This window comes from Paracoccus onubensis (assembly GCF_003591515.1).
Taxonomy (GTDB): Bacteria; Pseudomonadota; Alphaproteobacteria; order Rhodobacterales; family Rhodobacteraceae; genus Paracoccus; species Paracoccus onubensis.
Window position 1 is genome coordinate 81,322 of sequence record NZ_QZCG01000017.1, and the last position, 20,846, is coordinate 102,167.

Genomic DNA, 20,846 nt, shown 5'->3' on the forward strand with positions numbered 1-20,846 from the left:
CAAGAAGATGCAACATGTTCCGGAAAGACAGCTCAACAGTCGGGTTAAAGGCGGTGTCATTCATTCCGCCAACGGCCATCCGGGCTCAATTCCGGTTGCTCTTCCGCCAAAGGCCGGACATCCCGGCCGACATCTGTTTTCAGGGAGGAAAACATGCCTAATACGATCCGACTTCACCGCGTATTCGCCACCCGGCCAGAGAAACTTTACCGTGCATTCCTTGAACCGGATGCCGTCGCAAGCTGGCTTCCGCCATTCGGCTTTGTCTGCACCGTCCATGAACTGGACGCGAAAGAGGGGGGAAAGCACCGGATGTCGTTCCGCAATTTCACCAATGGGCGCAGCCATGCATTCGGCGGCACCTATCTGGAACTCGTCCCCGACAAGCGAATTGTCTATTCCGACAGTTTCGAGGATTCGAACCTGCCCGGCGAGATGAAGACGACGATAGTGCTGAAGGCGGTGTCGGTCGGCACCGAGGTCAATATAGAACAGGCGGGTGTGCCCGACGTGATCCCGGCCGAGGCCTGCTATCTGGGCTGGCAGGAATCCCTGCGCAAGCTTGCAAAGCTGGTTGAACCCGAAATCAACGAATAGCCGCGCCAGAGCGTGTCGGGTTGAACTGGAAATGCCGGTTACCTGCGTCCCGCGACGGCCGGGGGCGGTGCCCGTCGCCGGCTGGTCACTTGAACCAGTGGCGCGACCCGCCGGCGGCCCCAGAGGTATTTGGACAAAGAAGAAGCAAAGGGAGGGGAGCCGGGCGGGCGCGGGGACGCCCCTCCTGCCGTGAAAATTCCTAGCTGGTGGCTTTCGCCAGTGCCTGATCCAGATCGGCGATCAGATCGTCGGGATTCTCGATCCCGATGGACAGCCGCACCAGTTCGGGCGCGGCACCTGCGGCGCGCTGCTGTTCTTCGGTCAGCTGCCGGTGGGTGGTCGAGGCCGAATGGATCACCAGCGACCGCGCATCGCCCAGATTGGCGACATGGCTGAACAGGTCAAGCGCATCGACCATCCTGACCGCCGCGTCATAGCCACCCTTGATCGCGAAGTTGAACAGCGAACCGGCACCCTTGGGATAAAGCCGTTTCGCGGTCTCGTTCCACGGCGATGACGGCAGCCCCGCATAGGTGACCGAGGTGACCCGTGGATCATTCTCCAGCCATTCGGCCACCTTCACGGCGTTTTCCACATGGCGCGGCACGCGCAGCGCCAGCGTCTCGATTCCCATCAGCGTGTAATGCGCCCCTTGCGGATTCATGGTCATGCCCAGATCGCGCAACCCGATGGCGATGCCGTGGAAGGTAAAGGCAAGCGCGCCGAAGGTCTCGTGGAATTTCAGGCCGTGATAGGCGGGCTCGGGTTCCGAAAGCGAGGGGAACTTGTCGCTGGCCGACCAGTCGAACTTGCCGCTATCGACCACCACGCCGCCGGTGACCGTGCCATTGCCGGTCATGAATTTGGTCAGCGAGTGGACAACAAGCGTCGCGCCCATCTCGATGGGACGGCACAGACAGGGTGTGGCAAGCGTGTTGTCCACGATCAGCGGAATGCCCGCCGCGTCGGCAACTTCTGCGACTGACGGGATATCGGTGACATATCCCCCCGGATTACTGATCGATTCGCAGAATATCGCGCGGGTATCGTCGTCGATGGCGTCCCGCAGGGCATCCAGATCGTCGAGATCGACGAATTTCGCCGACCAGCCGAAGCGTTTGATCGCATGGGTGAACTGGGTGACGGTGCCGCCGTAAAGCCGGGTCGAGGCGACGATATTCCTGCCCGGCCCCATCAGCGGAAACAGCGCGAGGATCTGCGCGGCGTGACCGGACGAGCAGCAGACCGCCCCCGCGCCGCCCTCGAGCGCGGCAACCCGGTTCTGCAGGGCGGCTACGGTCGGGTTGGTCAGGCGCGAATAGATGTAACCCACCTCTTCCAGATTGAAGAGCCGGGCCGCATGCTCGGCATCACGAAACTGATACGAAGTGGTCTGATAGATCGGTACCTGCCGCGCGCCGGTTGCCGGATCGGGCCCGGTGCCGGCATGGATCACGAGCGTATCAAGCGATTGGTCCCTGGACATGGTTTCCTCCTGATCGGTTCGGATACAACCTAAGCGTTGCATGGCAAGAACGGCAATCCCGAATAGGTCTCATCCGGTCGACGGCCTCCCTGACAGGCTCAGGCGGTGACCTTTCCGGGCACGACCATCGGCGTGCCCGAAACCGGATCGGGGATGACGATCGCATTCAGCCCGAAGACTTCCTGCACCAGTTCCGCCGTCAGGATTTGCGCCGGCGCGCCTTTCGCGACGATCGCGCCGCTGCGCATGGCGATCAGATGCGAGGCATAGCGGCTGGCCTGATTGAGATCGTGCAGCACGGCGATGATCGTGCGGCCCTGCGCATTCAGTTCGGACAGCAGTTCCATCAGTTCCACCTGATGGGCGATATCCAGAAAGGTCGTCGGTTCGTCCAGCAGCAGAAGCGGCGTTTCCTGCGCCAGCACCATGGCGATCCAGACCCTTTGCCGCTGCCCGCCAGACAATTCGCCAAGCAGACGCCGCGCATATGGCAGCATTTTCGTTGCGGTCAAAGCCTCTGTCACCGCCTGCCTGTCTTCCGGGGACCATTGGCGCAGAAAGGATTGATGCGGATATCTGCCCCGCGCGACAAGATCGGCCACGGTGATGCCGTCAGGGGCGGCCGGGCTTTGCGGCAGCAGGCCAAGCCTGCGGGCGACTTCGCGTGCCGGGTAGCTGCCGATCAGCTTGCCGTCCAGCACGACCTGCCCCCTGGCAGGTGTCATCAGCCGGGACAGGGCCCTGAGCAGCGTCGACTTCCCGCATGCGTTCGGCCCGACGATGACGGTAAGGGAGCCGTCCGGGATCTCGACCGACAGGTTCTCCGAGATGGTCCGGTCGTCATAGCGCAGCGTGACGGCATCAGCTTTCAGGCGGTGCCCCATCGGTCTCTCCGGCTTGGTTCTTTCCGCTGTGTTGCATTGCAGGACGTGTTCTGCAATATGGTCGCAGCCATGCGACCCGGTCATGCCGGGCGCGAAAGCCAATATCAACCGCAGGGATGCGGGCAAAGTGAAACGGCTTTCGATACGAGCAGACCATGACCGTCACCGAAATGGCAAAAGACCGAAGCCATCCCGACCAATATCGCAGAAACTCGCGCAGCTTTGGAATATCGCATGTCTGGAAACGGGCGGTGATCTGTGCGGCCCTGTCGGCGCTGCCCCTTGTGGCAGGGGCCGAAGGCTGGCCACGCTCTGTCCCGCACGAGGCCGGTGAACTGACGCTCAAGCAGGTGCCGGAGCGTATCGTTTCGACCACGCCCAGCGTCACCGGGATTCTTCTGGCCATCGATGCTCCGGTGATTGCCAGTGCCGCGACGGCGCAGGGCCCGCTGACCGATGACAAGGGCTTCTTTTCGCAATGGGCCGAGGTCGCGGATCAGCGTGGGGTTCAGCCGCTTTACCCGGATCTGCAATTCGATATCGAGGCGATCATCGGCGCTGCGCCGGATCTGCTGATCGCATCCGCGAATGGCGGGGACAGCGTGATGCAGTTTTATCCCGAGATCGAGGCGCTGGGGCTTCCTGCGCTGGTCGTGGATTACTCGACCCATAGCTGGCAGGACATCGCGCGGCAACTGGGCCGGGCCACAGGGCATGAAGCCGAGGCAGAGGCGGCGATCAAGCGGTTCGACAGCCATGCCGCCAAGGCTGCGGCGAACATGACCTTGCCGAAGGGCAAGGCCACGATCGTCGGCTACAATATCGCCGGAAGCTATTCCGTCGGACGACCCGAAAGCCCGCAGGCGCAGGTCCTGACCGCGCTTGGCTTCGACATTGTGCCGATACCCGACGATATGCAGGGCGAGATCACGCGCTCGTCGAATTTCGACTTCGTCTCGCGCGAAAACCTTTCGGCGGCGATCCCCGGCGAGACGGTATTCCTGATGTCCGGCTCGGACGAGGATGTGCAGGCATTCATGGATGATCCGGTGCTGGCGAACCATCCGGCGGTGAAGGCCGGGCGGGTCTATCCGCTGGGCAGAAGCTCGTTCCGGATCGATTACTATTCCGGCCTCCAGATGATCGACAAGGTGGCCGGACAATTCGGAACACCATGAGCGATGGCATGGACCTGCACGGAAGGGGGCAGAGGCTCCGGATTCTGTGTGGCGCGCTTGTCCTGCTGGTTCTGACAATGGTGCTGAGCCTTGGCATCGGATTCCGTGCGGTTCCATGGTCCGAGGCGATGGCGGCCTTATGGGCCCCCGATCCCGGAAATGATTTGCATCTGATCGTGCGGGTCCTGCGGGTTCCCCGGACGCTGCTGGCCGTCATGGCCGGGGCCGCATTGGGAATCGCCGGGGCGATGATGCAGGCGGTGACGCGCAATCCGCTGGCAGAGCCGGGGATTCTGGGGATCAATGCCGGGGCCGCGGTGGCCGTGGTGCTGGCCATCATGGTTCTGGGCCTGACAAGCATGGCGCAATATGTCTGGTTCGGGTTTCTGGGCGCCGGGCTGGCAGGTGTGGCGGTTTTCACGCTGGGGCGCGCGCATGAGACGGGAACGGATCCGGTGCGTCTTGTGCTGGCGGGGGCCGGTATCGCCGTGGTGCTGGGCGCGATGACCGGGATCGTCATCCTGAACGCGCCTTTGCAGGAATTCGACACCTTCCGGAACTGGTCCGCGGGATCCGTTTCGGACCGGGAGGCAGAGATTGCCGTGATTCTGGCGATGGTGCTGTTGCCTGCGGGGTTATTGGCGCTGTCACTGGCGGGAAGCCTGAACATCCTGTCACTGGGACAGGAGATGGGGCAGGCGCTTGGGGTCAGGCCGGGCCGGGTCTGGGGCCTGACCTGTATCGCGGTCATGCTACTGGCGGGGGGCGCGACGGCCGGAGCGGGGCCGATCGGTTTCGTCGGGCTTGTCGCTCCGCATGCGGCGCGGATGGTCTGCGGGCCGGATTATCGCTGGATCCTGCCGGTGTCGGGGGTCTTCGCGGCGATCCTGCTGCTGCTTGCGGATATCCTTGGCCGGATCGTCATCGCGCCGGACGAGGTGGCCGCCGGGATCGTTGCCGCGATTCTGGGCGGGCCGTTCTTTATCCTTCTGGTCCGGCGCTTCCGATTGGCCCGGATATGAGCGTGATCAGCAGCAATGTCCTGCGTATCGGCAGCCGCTCGGTCCTGTGGCGCCCGCGCGAGGCGGTGATCTGCGTGATCCTGCTGCTATGCGCCTTCGGGTTCGGGATCGTGCTGCTGGGGACCGGTACGCTTCACTATTCCCCGGCCGAGGTTCTGGGCGCATTGACCCGGGCGGGAACGGGCGATGCTTCGCCGGCCGGTCAGGTGATCTGGCGGATACGTTTGCCAAGGGTGCTGACGGCTCTGCTGGTGGGCGCGTCGCTGGGTATGGCGGGCGCGATCTTCCAGTCGATTTCGCGCAACCCGCTTGGCTCGCCCGATGTGATCGGCTTCACCACCGGCGCCGCGACCGGGGCGATCGCGCAGATCGTGCTGTTCAATGCCGGACCGCTGGAGACCGCGCTTGGCGCGGTGATCGCCGGCATGGGAACGGCGGCTGCGGTGTTTCTGTTGTCGCGCAAACGCGGGGCCGGCGGGGGATACCGGCTGATTCTCGTGGGGATCGGTTTCGGAGCGATCATGTCGGGGGTGAACACCGTTCTTCTGGTCAAGGGCGATCTGGATCAGGCCATGTCGGCGCAGGTCTGGCTGGCGGGGTCGTTGAATACAAGGACATGGTGGCACGTCCTGCCCGCCGCTTGCGGTCTGGCCATGATCGCACCGGTTGCATTCTGGCATGCCCGCCGCCTTGCGTTGATGGAGATGGGCGACGATATCGCCCGTCAGCTTGGCATCCGGGTCGAGATGACGCGGCTGGTCACGGTTCTGGCGGCTGTCGGGCTGACCTCGATCGCCACGGCTGCCGCCGGTCCGATCGCCTTCATCGCCCTGGCCGCGCCGCAACTGGCGCGCCGCCTGACGCGCGCGCCGGCATTACCGCTATTGTCGGGCGCCCTGATGGGCGGGGTGCTGCTGCTGGCCGCCGATCTGGTCAGCCAGAATGCGCCCTTCAGGCTGAACATGCCCATCGGTCTGACCACCGGAATGCTTGGCGGGCTGTATATGCTGTGGCTGCTGACCAGACGGTGATACAATTGGACCACAAGGCGGGTTTCCTCTTTCCTGCCCCTTGAAAAACAGGCGATATGCTGTAATAGCGGGTCAAACTGACTGCATCCCGGTCCTGGTGATGCAGCATTGATCTCAACCGCCAGCACTTCCGCCAGCGCAAACCATCAGCATGGTCAGGAAGATGCATATGAACGGGCGTTTTACGGGATATCTACTGGGCAGCGTGGCCCTTGCGGCCTTCACGGTCACCGGGGCCATTCCGGCAGCGGCGCAGGATGCCGGCACTCAGGAAACCACCCTGCTGAAGGAAATCATTCTGACCGGGGAAAAGACCGCGCGCAGCCTTGACCAGACGGCGTCATCCGCCGCGGTCGTCACCACAAGCGATATCGAGGACAATCCGCAGACGGAAACCATTTCGGAAGCGATCTCGAACGTGCCTAATATCAGCTATGCCAATCAGGGCGGGCTGGGCGGTGCGCCGACGATCCGGGGGCAGGACAGCGAAGGTCCGAATTCCGGCGCAACCGCATTTTTCGGCGGCACGCAACCGCGAACCTCGATCAATCTGGATGGCCATTACCTGAGCTATAACGAACTGGTCTTCAGTGCTTCCTCGCTTTGGGATGTCGAAAGTATCGAGGTGTTCCGCGGTCCCCAGACCGTGACGCAGGGCGCCAATTCGATCGCGGGCGCAATCATCGTGAACACCAAGGATCCGACCTTCCAGCCCGAAGGCGCGGTGCAGCTTGAATATGGCAGCCGGTCGAAACGGCGGGTCTCGCTGATGGCCTCCGGCCCGGTGGCCACGGATCTGGCGGCGCGGGTGGCGCTGGATTATTCCGCCCGGGACACGTTCATCGACTACACCAATCCGGCATTCGCCCCGACCGCGACCGGCGAGGATTATGAAAGCAAGAACGCCCGGTTCAAGCTGTTATGGGAACCCGCTGACCTGCCGGGCTTCTCGGCCAAGCTGACCTATTCGCATCTGAACACGAACCGCCCCACCTGGGAAGCGACGACCAAGCCGTTCGAGGATATGGAAAGCATGACCATCTCAAATCCGGCATGGTCGCAGCGCAGCAATGTCGCGGTGGCTGATCTGCGCTATGACATGGGTAATGGTGTCGTGTTGACCAATCAGCTTCAATATTCCGACATGCATACATTCCGCGATACGAATCCCGCAGATCTGGGCACCGCCATACTGGATCAGGAGAACCTGTCGAACGAGACCCGCGCGACATTCGGCGAAGAGGGCGATCCAATCAGCGGTGTCGTCGGGATCTATGCGTCGCATACGAAATCCGACGAGATCCTGTATCAGCGTGGCACCACCACCTATGATGACGAGAAAGACAGCCTTGGCATCTTCTCGGAGGTCAACTGGCGTTTCGCGGATCGCTGGACCCTGTCGGCGGGGTTGCGTTATCAGCGTGATCATATTCAGCGGCAGGGCGAGTCGAACCTGTCTCCGACGCCACTGGATTACGACGAGGAATTCGATGCATGGCTGCCCAAGCTGTCGCTGGCCTATGAGGTCACGCCGGACACCACCATCGGCGCATTGGTCAGCAAGGGCTATAATCCCGGCGGTGTTTCTCTGAATCTCAATACCGGCGAATACAAGACCTATGACGCCGAGAAAGTCTGGAATTACGAACTGTTCGCCCGGACCCATCTGATGGATGACCGGCTGTTCCTGTCGGGCAATCTGTTCTACAGCGATTTCCGCGATGCGCAGCGTTATGTCTTCGCCGAGATCGCGGGCAGCGGCGACTGGTCATCCTATACGATCAATGCGGAAAAGGCGAAATCCTACGGGCTGGAACTGGCGATGGATTATCGCGTTACGGATAATCTGCGTTTGAAGGCCGGCGCAGGTTTGCTGCGCACCGAGATCACCGAATTCTCGGACGCGCTTGGCGATTACGAGGGCACCGATTTCGCCCGCGCGCCCAGCCATACGCTAACATTGGGGGCGGATTGGGATGTGACCCCGAAACTCCGGCTGAGCGGTGATGTGCGTCATACGGATGGCTATTATTCGGATGACGCGAATTCCAGTGATCGCAAGGTGGGCAGCTATACGATCGTTAACGCCCGCGCCGCTTACACGCCGCGCGACGATATGGAAATATTCGCCTATGTGAACAATATCTTCGACGACGATTCCGTGACTTTCGTACGGCCTTCGGCCTCGGTCGGCGGATATGAAGCCACCGTGGTCGAGCCGCGCGAGATCGGCGTCGGCATGAAGATGACGTTCTGAGACGCTCGTGACGGTGGAAGAAGCAGATGCCGATGCGCCGCCGAAGCGTCATCTGGTCATCGGGCTCAGCCTGACGGCGACTTGGCTGAAGGGCCGGTCCCGGGCGGGCGATATCACGGCGAATCCGGTGAGTTTCGATGTCGGTTTGTCGCAGATGGCCGAGCGTGCCGGGCTGGATTTCGTATTCAAGCCGGATACGCTGTCGGTGCCGCCGGCTGCGCAGGCCAGAGGCATGGCCCAGCTTGATCCGACCATCGCCCTGACGGCAGTCGCGCTGCAAACCGAACGGATCGGGTTGGTGACGACCGTATCGACCAGCTTCAATCCGCCTTTCGTGACGGCAAGGCAATTGCAATCGCTGCATTGGGTCAGCAATGGCCGCGCCGGCTGGAATATCGTCACCTCGATCGAGGGGGCCGAGAATTTCGGGCAGCAGGGGATGCCCGACCCTGCGACCCGCTATCGCAAGGCCGTCGAGTTCACCGAAACCGTGCGCCGGTTATGGCGCAGCCATCCTGCGCCCGGTTCAGCCGACGGAGCAGAGCTGCAGCCGGTCGGTCACGCCGGAGAGTTCTTTCAGGTCAGGGGTCCGCTGAATATCCCGGAACATCCCGCGGGCGAGATCCCCCTGTTTCAGGCCGGCGCCTCGGATGAGGGGCGCGGCTTTGCCGCTTCTGTGGCCGATGCGATATTCGCGGCAACGCCGGATATGGCGGCGGCGCGGGAATTGCGGGCCGATCTGCGGCGCAGGGCGGTTGATGCCAGCCGCGCGCCCGATGCCGTAAGGGTGCTGCCGGGGCTCTATTTCTTCATCGCCCGGACCCGGGAAGAGGCATGGGCATTGCATCGCCGCGCCCATGAACATCTGAGCCGCGAAACGCGGCTGGACAAGGTCAGGGCGATCCTTGGCGCCGATCTGTCCGCGATGCGGGATGATGAAACTGTCGTTCCGGCCATGCTGCCGGATGGCGATCAGCCGGTGCGCAGCCGGACCCATGCGGATCTGCTGCGCCGCTACATCGCCCAGAATCAGCCGTCATTGCGCGTTCTTCTGGCCCGTCCCGAGGTCGTGGGTTCGGCGCATTGGGTGTCGGTCGGGACGGTGGATGATGTGCTGGCCGATATCATCCGCTGGTTCGATGCCGAAGCAATCGACGGTTTTATCGCCTTGCCCGGAGGATCGACAGAGTCGATGCGGCTGTTCTTCGATGAACTGATGCCGAAACTTGCCACCCGCAAGCTGTTCCGCGCGGCTTATGACAGCACAACATTGCGCGGACATCTTGGGATCGTGTGACGTGGGCGGAATGGCGGCCTTTCCGCCCGGCTTGCGATAAGGTTAAGGCCCGATTTACCTGCCTTCGTCGATCACCTGCCGCCTCGCCTCACCCATCAGTTCGGCCATTTTTGCGCGAATCGTTGTGGCATCCACCTGCCCCTCCAGATCGCCGGCAAGTTTGCGGAACACGTCCTCTTCGCCCGGTTCCGCGAAATCCGATGCCACGACGGCCTGAGCATAGATTTTTATGCCGTCACCTGTCTTTCCCAGCAACTCGGCCGCCCATTCGCCCAGAAGACGGTTGCGACGGGCCTCGGCTTTGAAACGCAGATCTGCATCAAGGGCGAACTTGGCCTCGTGGGCGTGTTCACGGTCGTCAAAGGTGGTCATTCTTCGGCCTCCCTGTTTTGCTATGGTTTATGATATGCCCATCGCCGTCCCGCACCGCAAGACTTATTGCCCCCGGATGCCTTTCTGCGCTAAGGGCGTGCAGTCAGAAGGCGAAAGGACGGTCCATCATGGCTCCGCGGCGCAAGAAAGTTTACGAAGGCAAGGCCAAGATCCTTTATGAAGGCACAGAGCCGGGAACACTGGTTCAGTATTTCAAGGATGACGCAACCGCGTTCAACGCCCAGAAGAAGGCGGTGATCGAGGGAAAAGGCGTCCTGAACAACCGCCTGAGCGAATTCTTCATGACCGGGCTGACGAATATCGGCGTGCCGACCCATTTCATCCGCCGCATCAATATGCGCGAGCAACTGATCCGGCAGGTCGAGATCATCCCGCTTGAGGTGATCGTGCGCAATTTCGCTGCCGGTTCGCTGTCCAAGCGGCTGGGGATCGAGGAAGGGACGCTGCTGCCGCGTCCGATCATTGAATACAGTTTCAAGAATGACGAACTGGGCGATCCGATGGTCTCCGAGGAATATATCGCCGCGTTCGGCTGGGCCAGCCAGCAGGATCTGGACGATATGGTCAGCCTTGCCCTGCGGGTGAACGATTTCCTGTCGGGCGTTTTCTTTGCCGTCGGCATCAAGCTGATCGATTTCAAGATCGAGATCGGCCGGGTCTGGGACAATGATTTCATGCGCCTGATCGTCGCCGACGAGATCAGTCCCGATTCCTGCCGGCTGTGGGACACGAAAACCGGGCAGAAGCTGGACAAGGATGTGTTCCGCCGCGATCTGGGCAACCTGACGGATGCCTATACCGAGGTCGCGCGGCGTCTTGGCCTGATGCCCGCGAATACCACCAGCTTGAAACCGACCGCGATCAACTGAAAGGTTAACCCATGAAAGCCCGTGTCACCATCATGCTGAAAGACGGGGTCCTTGATCCCCAGGGCGAGGCGATCCGCCACGCGCTTGGCGGGCTGGGGCACAAGGGTGTCGGCGGCGTGCGTCAGGGCAAGCTGATCGAACTGGATCTGGACGCCACCGATACCGATGCCGCGCAGGCCGAAGTGGTGAAGATGTGCGAGGGGCTTCTGGCCAATACCGTGATCGAAAAATATTCGATCGAGATCGTTTGAGCGCGTTTGCGGCGGTTGTGATCCGGTCCACCGGGAATCGCAACGGGACGACCATCACGATTCATCCATAATCTTGATGGTTTGAGTGCGTGCCCCGTTGCATTCGCCGCATAATTGTCGCCCAATGGATGTATGAATAGCCAGATTGATCCTTCATCTGCAGATGCTCCTCCCGTCATCCAGATTTCGGGGTTGCACAAGGCCTATGGCGATCTCGAAGTGCTGAAAGGCGTTTCGATGACGGCGCCACGGGGTCATGTGATCAGCCTGATCGGATCGTCCGGGTCGGGAAAATCCACGCTTCTGCGCTGCTGCAACCTGCTGGAGAACAGCCAGCAGGGCGACATCCTTTTCGATGGCGAGGCGGTCAGGTGGAAAGGGCAGGGGGCGAGCCGGCAACCTGCCGATCGGGCGCAGGTGACGCGGTTCCGCACCAATCTGTCGATGGTGTTCCAGCAGTTCAACCTGTGGTCGCATATGTCGATTCTGCAGAATGTCTGCGAAGCCCCCGTCACCGTTCTGGGCGAGAGCCGGGCGCAGGTTGAGGAAAGGGCGCGGGGGCTTCTGGCCAAGGTCGGCATCGGCGACAAGGCGGATGCATGGCCTGCGCAGCTTTCGGGCGGCCAGCAGCAACGTGCGGCGATTGCCCGCGCACTGTGCATGCAGCCGCGCGCGCTTTTGTTCGATGAACCGACAAGCGCGCTTGATCCAGAATTGCAGCAAGAGGTCGTGCGCGTCATCAAGACCCTGGCGGCAGAGCATCGGACGATGATCATCGTCACCCATGACATGCGCCTTGCCGCGGATGTCAGCGATCACGTGATCTTCCTGCATCAGGGCGTGATCTGCGAAGAAGGCCCGCCAGCCCGGCTGTTCGGCGACCCGCAGACCGAAAGGTTGCGCCAGTTCCTTAGTGCCACGATGGCCGCATAGGCCATGTAACTATCCAACAGGAGAGTAAAATGAAAAAACTGATCTTGACTGCGGCCGCTCTGGCCCTGACCGCCGGAATGGGCTGGGCCGATACTGTCCGGATGGGGACCGAAGGCGCCTATCCTCCGTATAACCTGATCGACGACAAGGGCGAGGTCGGCGGGTTCGAGCGTGAACTGGGCGACGAATTGTGCAAGCGTGCCGAATTGGAATGCACATGGGTCACGAATGACTGGGACTCGATCATTCCGAACCTCGTCTCGGGCAATTACGACACGATCCTTGCCGCGATGAGCATCAATGACGAGCGCAAGAAGGTCATCGCCTTTACCGATCCCTATCTGCCGCCCGCGCCGTCATCCTATGTCGCGCTTGAGGAAGGCGTTGATCTGGAAGGTGGGGTGATTGCCGCGCAGACCAGCACGGTGCAATCTTCTTATGTCGCCGAAAGCGGCGCGACATTGTTGGAATTCGCCAATATCGACGAAGTTCTGGCCGCCGTTCGCAATGGCGAAGCCGACGCCGCCTTTGGCGACCATGAGGTCGTGAAGCCCTATGTCGATGAGGGTGACGATCTGATGTTCGTGGGCGAGCAGGTCGAGCTGGACGAAGGCATCGGCATCGGTGTCCGTCAGTCCGACAATGAGCTGCGTGAGAAATTCAACACCGCCATCGCCGCCGTCAAGGAAGACGGCAAGCTGAATGAACTGATCGTCAAATGGTTCGGCGAGGATGCGCGGACCTGGGAATGATGTGATCTCTGTCTCCGGCCTGACTTAAACGTCCGGTCGGAGGCGGCTATTCGGTGGCGGATATGCTTGCGCAATGTGCTGAACCCGGCTCGCTTCAGGGGCTTTCCTGGCTGATGTGTTATCTCACATCGGGCAAGCATATGCTGTTTTATGGCAGTTTCCTGACGGTGCTGGCCCTGCTGGCGATTACCGCACCGATCGCTTTGCTGTTCGGCTTCGGCGGAGCGGTCGCATCCCGTTCCCGCATTCCGCCACTCAGGTGGTTCGGCAAGATCTATACCTCGATGGTGCGGGGCGTGCCGGATATCATTTTCTTCCTGTTCGTGCCTATCGCGCTCGATCAGGGGCTGGAATGGCTGCGGCATCAGGTTTATTGCGACAGTGACGCTCCGGTCAGGCAGGGCAACGAGTTTATCGTCTGCGCGGCGGCCAAGCTGCCGCTGTCCTCCAGCCCGGGCTGGGTGCATGATACCTATGGCTTCATACTGGCTGTCGTGGCCTTTGCCATCGTGTTCGGCGCCTTTGCCGCCAATGTCCTTTATGGCGCGATGCAGGCCGTGCCCCACGCGCAACTTGAAACCGCCGAAGCCTACGGGATGAATTCCCGGCAGGTGACGCGGCGCATCCTGATCCCGCAGATGTGGGTCTATGCACTGCCCGGCCTGTCCAATCTGTGGATGATCCTGATCAAGGCGACGCCATTGCTGTTTCTGCTGGGAGTCGAGGATATCGTGTATTGGGCGCGCGAGCTGGGCGGCGCCAAGTCAAGCGCCTTCACCTATCCGCATTCCGATTGGCGGCTGTATTATTTCCTTGTGATCCTTGTTTTCTATCTGCTGATGACATGGTGCTCGGAGAAAATCCTTGCCCGTCTGACCTGGCGGCTGTCGCGCGGGCAGGCGACCTTGGGCGGCGAAGCAATCCGCAAGGGAGCGTGACGGGAATGCGTTTCGGGATGCCACAAATTGCTAGGATCGCCGCCCGGAGGGCAAGCAGCGACCATCCCGCTACCGGCATGCCGCCGAGAGGAACCGCATGAGCTGCGCGCAAACCATAGCTGATTATGCCCTGCGGTCGATCGGCTTTGGCGAGCGGTTGCTGCCGCGAACCGATTTCACCCTGTGTCAGCAATTCACACTGATCGGTTCGGGCCTGATCTGGAATCTGTATTTCGCCTTTCTTGCGCTTTTCTTCGGCTTCTTCCTTGCCAACGGGCTTGCCCTGGCCAAGGCAAGCCGGAATCCGTGGCTGCGCAAACCTGCGGAATGGTTCATCTTCCTGTTCCGGGGAAGCCCGTTATTCATCCAGCTGTTTCTGGCCTATCAGGCTTTGGTGATGCTGCCCCGGGCCGGGATCGAAATCTTCGGATTTACCGTCGAGACAAGCTGGCTGACCAAGGCATGGGCCGGGGCATTGATCGTGCTGACCCTGAACACCACGGCCTATGCGGCGCAAATCTTTCATGGCGCGCTCATGTCGGTCCCCAGAGGCGATATCGAGGCCGCGGATGCCTATGGTCTTGCCGGCTGGTCCAGATTCCGCCGGGTGATCTGGCCCACCATGATGCGACTGGCATGGCCATCCTATACGAATGAGGCGATCTTTCTGTTCCATGCCACGACGCTGGTTTTCTTTTCAAGCTTCCCGGCATTCCGGCAAAATGGCGACAGTCTCTATTACGCCAATTATTTCGCGGACAAGACCTTCAACCCGTTTGTGGCCTATCCCATCGTTGCAGGGTATTTCATTATCTGCACATTGATCCTGATCGGACTGTTCGGCATCGTGAACCGCTATCTGAACCGGCACCTGCCGGGAGCGGCAAGACGGCTGCGCTATCGTCCGCAACTTATGAGATAAATCATGGAATGGCTGCGACAGCATCCCGACGTCAAGACCATCCGCGTGGCCGCGGCCGATCTGAATGGCGTGGCGCGGGGCAAGAGGATGCCGGCCCGCTTTGCCCAGAAACTGATGGAGGAAGGGACCAAGTTTCCCTATTCGGTGCTGAATCTCGATATCTGGGGCGAGGATATCGATGACAGCCCGCTGGTGTTCGAATCCGGCGATCCCGACGGGCTTCTGCTGCCGACCGAGCGCGGCTTTCTGCCCATGCCGTGGCTGGATGCGCCGACCGCGCTTCTGCCACTATGGATGTTCCATCCCGATGGCAGCCCCTATGCGGGCGATCCGCGGCAGGCATTGGCCCGCGTGGTCGAACGCTACAAGGCGGCAGGTCTGGTGCCGGTGGTGGCGACCGAGCTGGAATTCTTCCTGATCGACGATTCCGGCCGCCAGCTTCGCGTCGCGCCAAGCCCCCGCTCGGGCAAGCGGCGCACCGGCGGAGAGGTCCTCAGCCTGCGCGCCCTCGATGCGTTCGATCAGTTCTTTTCGGCGCTTTATGATGCTTGCGAGATGATGGATATCCCCGCCGATACCTCTATTTCCGAGGCCGGGCCGGGGCAGTTCGAAATCAACCTGATGCATCAGGCCGATCCGATGAAGGCCGCCGATGACACATGGCTGTTCAAGATGCTGGTCAAGGGCGTGGCGCGCTCCTACGGCTTTGCGGCCAGTTTCATGGCCAAGCCCTATGACGCCTGGCCGGGCAGCGGGATGCATATGCATTTCTCGATCCTGACCGGGGATGGGCGCAATATCTTCGATGATGGCGGGGAAGCGGGCACCGATGTGATGCGCCATGCCGTGGCGGGTTGCCTGCGCGCCATGCCCGGCTCGACCTTGCTGTTCGCGCCGCACGAGAATTCATATGACCGGCTGGTGCCGAATGCCCATGCTCCCACAGGGATCGGCTGGGCCTATGAGAACCGGACGGCGGCGATCCGTATCCCGTCCTCTTCCCCCAAGGCGCGGCGGATCGAGCATCGCGTGGCGGGTGGGGACGTGAATCCCTATCTGACAGTGGCAGCCATTCTGGGCGCGGCTCTTAACGGGATAGAGGACCGCATCGATCCACCCGCTCCGTTCAAGGGCAATGCCTATGACAAGAATCTCGACCAGCTTCCCACCGATTGGGGCGCGGCGATCGACGCATTCGACAAATGCAGCGATATGCGCCGCATCTTTCCCGATCACCTGATCGAGAATTACCTGATGACCAAGCGTCAGGAACTGCATTACATGGCGGAATTGACCGATGAGGAAACGGTGGAGCTGTATCTCGATACGGTGTAATCAGGGCTGTCGCCTAAACCCCCGACCGGAATCAAGGGCCTGAAAGGCCCGCTGGGCAAGTGCCCGACCGCCCCTATGGGCGCTTTGGCGGAGTTGTCCTGCGGGTCAAGCGTCGTGCGGCGTTGCACCAGAAAGTGCGATCCACAGATGCCGGTGCGCCCACCCGCGGTCGGGCACTTGCCCGGCTCTTGTCAGGAAGGGATTGCACGGATCAATAAGCAAGCACCCTTTCAAGCGCCGTCCCAATATCCTACATAGCGGCAAAACCAGCAGGAGATTCCGATGGCGTCCTATCAGTTCGTGTATCACATGGACGGCGTGTCCAAGACCTATCCCGGCGGCAAGAAAGTGTTCGAGAATATCCGCCTGAACTTTCTTCCCGGCGTCAAGATCGGCGTTGTCGGCGTGAACGGCGCCGGTAAATCCACGCTGCTGCGGGTCATGGCCGGGCTGGACAAGGATTTCAGCGGTGAGGCATGGGCGGCCAAAGGGGCGACCGTGGGTTATCTGCCGCAGGAGCCTCAACTCGATCCTTCGCTGAATGTCCGCGAGAATGTCATGCTGGGCGTGGCAGCCAAGAAGGCCAAGCTTGATCGCTATAACGAACTGGCGATGAACTATTCGGACGAAACCGCCGATGAGATGGCCGCGCTTCAGGACGAGATCGACGCCCAGAACCTGTGGGATCTGGACAGCCAGATCGATGTCGCGATGGAGGCCCTGCGCTGCCCCCCCGACGATGCCGATGTCGAGACGCTTTCGGGCGGCGAACGACGCCGGGTGGCGCTGTGCAAGCTGTTGCTTGAAGCGCCAGACATGCTGCTGCTGGACGAACCGACCAACCACCTGGACGCCGAGACGATCGCATGGCTGCAAAAGCACCTGATCGAATATTCCGGCACGATCCTGACCGTCACCCATGACCGTTATTTCCTTGATGACATCACCAGCTGGATCCTGGAACTCGACCGCGGCCGGGGCATCCCTTACGAGGGCAATTATTCCGCATGGCTGGAACAGAAGGCCAAGCGGCTGGAGCAGGAAGGCCGCGAGGACAAGGCCAGGCAAAAGACGCTGGAACGCGAACTCGAATGGATCCGGGCCGGCGCCAAGGCGCGTCAGGCAAAGCAGAAAGCGCGGATCAATGCCTATAACGAAATGGCCAGCCAATCCGAGCGCGAAAAGCTGTCGCGTGCCCAGATCATCATTCCGAATGGCGAGCGTTTGGGCAACAAGGTGATCGAGGTCTCGGGCCTGAAAAAGGCGATGGGGGACAAACTTCTTATCGAGGGGCTTGATTTCAGCCTGCCGCCCGGCGGCATCGTTGGCGTGATCGGCCCGAACGGCGCGGGTAAATCGACCCTGTTCCGGATGCTGACCGGGCAGGAAAAACCCGACGAGGGCGAGATCACCTATGGCGATACCGTACAGCTTTCCTATGTCGATCAGTCGCGCGACGCGCTTGCCGGGGACAAGACCGTGTGGGAGGAAATCAGCGGCGGGGCCGAGCAGATCGAGCTTGGCGACGTGCAGATGAACAGCCGCGCCTATGCTTCCGCCTTCAATTTCAAGGGCGGCGATCAGCAGAAAAAGGTCGGCCAGCTTTCAGGCGGTGAGCGCAACCGGGTGCATATGGCCAAGCTTCTGAAAACCGGCGGCAATGTGCTGCTGCTGGACGAACCGACCAACGATCTGGATGTCGAGACCCTGCAGGCCATGGAGGCCGCGCTGGACGATTTCGCGGGCTGCGCGGTGATCATCAGCCACGACCGTTTCTTCCTTGACCGTCTTTGTACCCATATCCTTGCCTTCGAGGGCGATGCGCATGTCGAATGGTTCGAGGGCAATTTCGAGGCCTATGAGGAAGACAAGATCCGCCGCCTTGGACCGGATTCGATCGAGCCGAAACGGGTGAAGTACAAGAAATTCACCCGCTGAGGCCGGGATATCGCGGGCGCGGGGTGACGGCTTCCCATACCCGCGCCCTCTGGCGCCCGGAAAAGGGGCGGGGGGCGGACATTTTGGCATCACCTGGCCATATATTCCGCCCGCCCCACAAGAGCGTGATTGGCCGCCAGTATTCGGCCTCCTCTATCCTGAAAAGGATTTCGCGTTGATCGTGTGAAAGGATTACCGATGCCAAGCCGCCGTCTTTTTCTTGTCAGTGCAGCCGCCTTTGCCGGTCTGGGGCCGGTTTCGGCTTTCGCGCAATCCGCCGATCGCCCCAATCCCATGCCCGAGGAATTGCGCAAGGATCTGGAACGCGATCCGACCGCGCCGGTATTGGGCAATCCCAAGGGCGATATCACCCTGACCGAATTTTTCGATTATAACTGCCCGTTCTGCCGCAAGATGGTTGGCACGGTGCAGAAGCTGATCTCTTCCGATCCGCAATTGCGGGTGGTTTACCGTGAATGGCCGGTTTTCGGCGAGGGATCGTATTTCGCGGCGCAGGCATCGCTGGCCTCGCTGAAACAGGGGAAATACTGGCAGTTTCACGCCGCGCTCATGGGCCTGAAAGAACGTGCGGTCGAGGCGACCGTGATGCGTACCGCGCGCAAGGTCGGCCTGGACGAGGACAAACTGCGGGCCGATATGAAATTGCCCGAAGTGGAAAAGCATATCCGGAACAGCAGCGAACTTGCCGAACATATGGGGTTGATGGGGACGCCGACTTTCATCATCGGCGACGAAGGCATGTTCGGTGAAATGACCCTGAAGGAGATGCAGGAACTCGTTGCCCGGGGCCGCAAGACGCTGGGATAAATTCCCCCGGTGGGGCGAGTGCGGACGCAATAGCGTCTGCTTTCCCTCAACGGATGGATCGCGGCGCCCCTGCGCTTCAACCGAATGCCGAAGCGCCGCAGGTTGGTATGCGCCGCGCCCTAGTCGCGCAGCAATTCGTTGACCGAGGTCTTGGCCCGGGTCTTCGCATCCACTCGCTTCACGATCACCGCGCAATACAGGTTCACGCCGTTCTTCGATGGCAGCGAACCCGACACCACTACCGAACCGGCGGGCACCTCGCCATACATGATCTCGCCGGTTTCCCGATCCACGATCTTGGTGGACTGGCCGATATAGACGCCCATGCCCAGAACCGAGCCTTCGCGGACGATGCAGCCCTCGACCACCTCGGAGCGGGCGCCGATGAAGCAATCATCCTCGATGATGGTCGGTCCGGCCTGCAGGGGCTCAAGCACACCGCCGATGCCGACGCCGCCGGACAGATGCACATTCTTGCCGATCTGCGCGCATGACCCCACCGTGGCCCAGGTATCGACCATCGTGCCCTCGCCCACATTTGCGCCAAGATTGACGAAGGATGGCATCAGCACCGCGCCCTTACCGATGAATGCGCTGCGGCGCACGATCGCGCCCGGCACCGCGCGGAAACCGGCGGCGCGCCACTGGTTGTCGCCCCAGTCCTTGAACTTGCTGTCGACCTTGTCCCACCAGTTCGCGCCCTGCGGGCCACCGGCCATTTCTTCCATATCCTTCAGCCGGAAGGACAGCAAAACGGCTTTCTTCGCCCATTGGTTCACATGCCAGTCATTGCCGCGCTTTTCGGCAACCCGCAATGCGCCGTTATCCAGCCGGTTAAGCGCCTCTTCCACGGCCTCGCGGGCTTCCCCTTGCGTGGCGGGGGTGATATCTGCGCGCTTTTCCCATGCGGCTTCGATGGCTTTTTCCAGAGCTTGGGTCATGTCGGCGATTTTCCTGATCTGTCGGCTTCGGGTGGAAACTGTTCCTTCACGGCTATAAGCGTAGGAAAAGCCCTGTGCAATGCGCAGCGGCCGCCATTCCCGTCACGAGGACCAGATGACCGACAAGGAAGACACTACCCATTCCATGCCCCATAGCGATGAAGATGCGGCCCGCGCGGAACGTATTCCCGATACGCCCCAGACCCGGGCTCCGGCCTATCGGCTGGCCTATATGGATCGGGAGTTTCTTCTGCGCAAGGAATTGCGGCCGGTGCGCTTGCAGCTTGAATTGCTGAAGCCCGAGATGATCATGGATGAACGCGGGATCGAGTCCACTGTGGTCCTGTTCGGCGGCGCAAGGATTCCCGCGCCTGAACATGCGGATGAGGCGCGAACCCCGATCCTGGGTGAACTGGCTAAATATTACGAACAGGCCCGCCGTTTCGCCCATATCATGACAGAGCGCAGCATGCAGACTTATGGGCGCGAATATGTGATCTGCACCGGCGGCGGCCCCGGCGTGATGGAGGCCGGTAACAAGGGCGCCGAAGAGGCCGGCGGCCAGTCCATCGGCCTGTCCATCGTGCTACCGCATGAGCAGGCGCCGAATGCCTATGTCACCCCGGCGCTGTGTTTCAATTTCCATTATTTCGCCATCCGCAAGATGCATTTCCTGATGCGCGCCCGCGCGGTCACCGTCTTCCCCGGCGGTTTCGGAACGATGGACGAGCTGTTCGAAACGCTGACCCTGATCCAGACCGGACGGATGAAACGCATTCCGATCCTGTTGTTCGGCCGTGAATTCTGGGATGAGGTCATCAATTGGAAGGCACTGGCGCGGGCAGGCACCATCAGCGATTCGGATCTGGATCTGTTCCGCTATGTCGAAACCGCCGATGAGGCCGTGAAGATCATCGACGAATGGGACGAGGCGGGTTGAAACAGGCCCGGCCCGGCCCGGCCAATGCCCCTTCTTCTTCACTCAAATATTCCG

Annotated in this window: 20 protein-coding genes; 16 read left to right on the top strand and 4 right to left on the bottom strand. The window is 61.1% G+C overall.

The annotated features are described in order from the left end of the window. Positions 1-153: 153 nt before the first annotated feature. On the top strand, positions 154-597 hold the full coding sequence (locus D3P04_RS20680) for an SRPBCC family protein (RefSeq protein ID WP_119751764.1): 444 nt from the start codon (positions 154-156) through the stop codon (positions 595-597). A gap of 199 nt (positions 598-796) precedes the next feature. On the opposite strand, the gene D3P04_RS20685 is transcribed toward D3P04_RS20680, so the two are convergent. Beyond that, complete coding sequence (locus tag D3P04_RS20685; RefSeq protein WP_119751765.1) at positions 797-2,083, bottom strand: O-acetylhomoserine aminocarboxypropyltransferase/cysteine synthase family protein; 1,287 nt, start codon at positions 2,081-2,083, stop codon at positions 797-799. Between the two features lie 98 nt (positions 2,084-2,181). Then, on the bottom strand, positions 2,182-2,967 hold the full coding sequence (locus D3P04_RS20690; protein ID WP_119751766.1) for an ABC transporter ATP-binding protein: 786 nt from the start codon (positions 2,965-2,967) through the stop codon (positions 2,182-2,184). Positions 2,968-3,122: 155 nt separating this feature from the next. Between D3P04_RS20690 and fepB the strand changes: the two genes are divergently transcribed. The 5 genes from fepB to D3P04_RS20715 all read left to right on the top strand — a co-directional run bounded on the left by fepB (position 3,123) and on the right by D3P04_RS20715 (position 9,752). Continuing rightward, a complete protein-coding gene (gene fepB / locus D3P04_RS20695) occupies positions 3,123-4,145 on the top strand; it encodes a Fe2+-enterobactin ABC transporter substrate-binding protein (protein ID WP_232845108.1) in 1,023 nt (340 codons plus the stop codon). An 8-nt stretch (positions 4,146-4,153) separates the two neighbouring features. Beyond that, positions 4,154-5,167 (top strand): FecCD family ABC transporter permease, encoded by a 1,014-nt coding sequence (locus tag D3P04_RS20700; protein ID WP_119751767.1) that lies wholly within the window; start codon positions 4,154-4,156, stop codon positions 5,165-5,167. Continuing rightward, a complete protein-coding gene (locus D3P04_RS20705; RefSeq protein ID WP_119751768.1) occupies positions 5,164-6,198 on the top strand; it encodes a FecCD family ABC transporter permease in 1,035 nt (344 codons plus the stop codon). The genes D3P04_RS20700 and D3P04_RS20705 overlap by 4 nt, the downstream gene beginning before the upstream one ends. Before the next feature lie 169 nt (positions 6,199-6,367). Then, positions 6,368-8,455, top strand: coding sequence for a TonB-dependent receptor (locus D3P04_RS20710; RefSeq protein ID WP_119751769.1), 2,088 nt, complete (start codon positions 6,368-6,370; stop codon positions 8,453-8,455). Positions 8,456-8,462: 7 nt separating this feature from the next. Then, positions 8,463-9,752 (top strand): NtaA/DmoA family FMN-dependent monooxygenase, encoded by a 1,290-nt coding sequence (locus tag D3P04_RS20715; protein ID WP_232845109.1) that lies wholly within the window; start codon positions 8,463-8,465, stop codon positions 9,750-9,752. 54 nt (positions 9,753-9,806) lie between these two features. On the opposite strand, the gene D3P04_RS20720 is transcribed toward D3P04_RS20715, so the two are convergent. Then, positions 9,807-10,124, bottom strand: coding sequence for a DUF1476 domain-containing protein (locus D3P04_RS20720; protein WP_119751770.1), 318 nt, complete (start codon positions 10,122-10,124; stop codon positions 9,807-9,809). Between the two features lie 128 nt (positions 10,125-10,252). Here D3P04_RS20720 and purC point away from each other — a divergent pair, with 128 nt between their 5' ends. From purC to D3P04_RS20765, 9 genes are all read left to right on the top strand, one after another. Next, complete coding sequence (gene purC, locus D3P04_RS20725) at positions 10,253-11,014, top strand: phosphoribosylaminoimidazolesuccinocarboxamide synthase (RefSeq protein ID WP_119751771.1); 762 nt, start codon at positions 10,253-10,255, stop codon at positions 11,012-11,014. A gap of 11 nt (positions 11,015-11,025) precedes the next feature. Then, entirely contained in the window at positions 11,026-11,265 is a 240-nt protein-coding gene (gene purS / locus D3P04_RS20730; protein WP_119751772.1) for a phosphoribosylformylglycinamidine synthase subunit PurS, read from the top strand. Positions 11,266-11,397: 132 nt separating this feature from the next. Next, positions 11,398-12,198 carry an ABC transporter ATP-binding protein gene (locus tag D3P04_RS20735; RefSeq protein WP_119751773.1) on the top strand — a complete coding sequence of 267 codons (801 nt, stop codon included), beginning with the start codon at positions 11,398-11,400 and terminating at the stop codon, positions 12,196-12,198. Between the two features lie 29 nt (positions 12,199-12,227). Continuing rightward, entirely contained in the window at positions 12,228-12,950 is a 723-nt protein-coding gene (locus tag D3P04_RS20740; RefSeq protein WP_119751774.1) for a transporter substrate-binding domain-containing protein, read from the top strand. 62 nt (positions 12,951-13,012) lie between these two features. Then, positions 13,013-13,888, top strand: coding sequence for an ABC transporter permease (locus D3P04_RS20745; RefSeq protein WP_119751775.1), 876 nt, complete (start codon positions 13,013-13,015; stop codon positions 13,886-13,888). 97 nt (positions 13,889-13,985) lie between these two features. Continuing rightward, entirely contained in the window at positions 13,986-14,810 is an 825-nt protein-coding gene (locus tag D3P04_RS20750) for an ABC transporter permease (RefSeq protein WP_119751776.1), read from the top strand. Further along, complete coding sequence (locus D3P04_RS20755; protein WP_232845111.1) at positions 14,811-16,145, top strand: glutamine synthetase family protein; 1,335 nt, start codon at positions 14,811-14,813, stop codon at positions 16,143-16,145. It abuts the gene before it with no gap. Positions 16,146-16,427: 282 nt separating this feature from the next. Next, complete coding sequence (gene ettA, locus D3P04_RS20760; protein WP_119751778.1) at positions 16,428-18,083, top strand: energy-dependent translational throttle protein EttA; 1,656 nt, start codon at positions 16,428-16,430, stop codon at positions 18,081-18,083. Between the two features lie 198 nt (positions 18,084-18,281). Beyond that, positions 18,282-18,911 (top strand): DsbA family protein, encoded by a 630-nt coding sequence (locus tag D3P04_RS20765; RefSeq protein WP_119751779.1) that lies wholly within the window; start codon positions 18,282-18,284, stop codon positions 18,909-18,911. 119 nt (positions 18,912-19,030) lie between these two features. Here D3P04_RS20765 and dapD read toward each other — a convergent pair whose 3' ends face one another. Then, a complete protein-coding gene (gene dapD, locus D3P04_RS20770) occupies positions 19,031-19,852 on the bottom strand; it encodes a 2,3,4,5-tetrahydropyridine-2,6-dicarboxylate N-succinyltransferase (RefSeq protein WP_119751780.1) in 822 nt (273 codons plus the stop codon). Positions 19,853-19,967: 115 nt separating this feature from the next. Between dapD and D3P04_RS20775 the strand changes: the two genes are divergently transcribed. Continuing rightward, on the top strand, positions 19,968-20,792 hold the full coding sequence (locus D3P04_RS20775; protein WP_119751800.1) for an LOG family protein: 825 nt from the start codon (positions 19,968-19,970) through the stop codon (positions 20,790-20,792). The last annotated feature ends 54 nt before the right edge of the window (positions 20,793-20,846 follow it).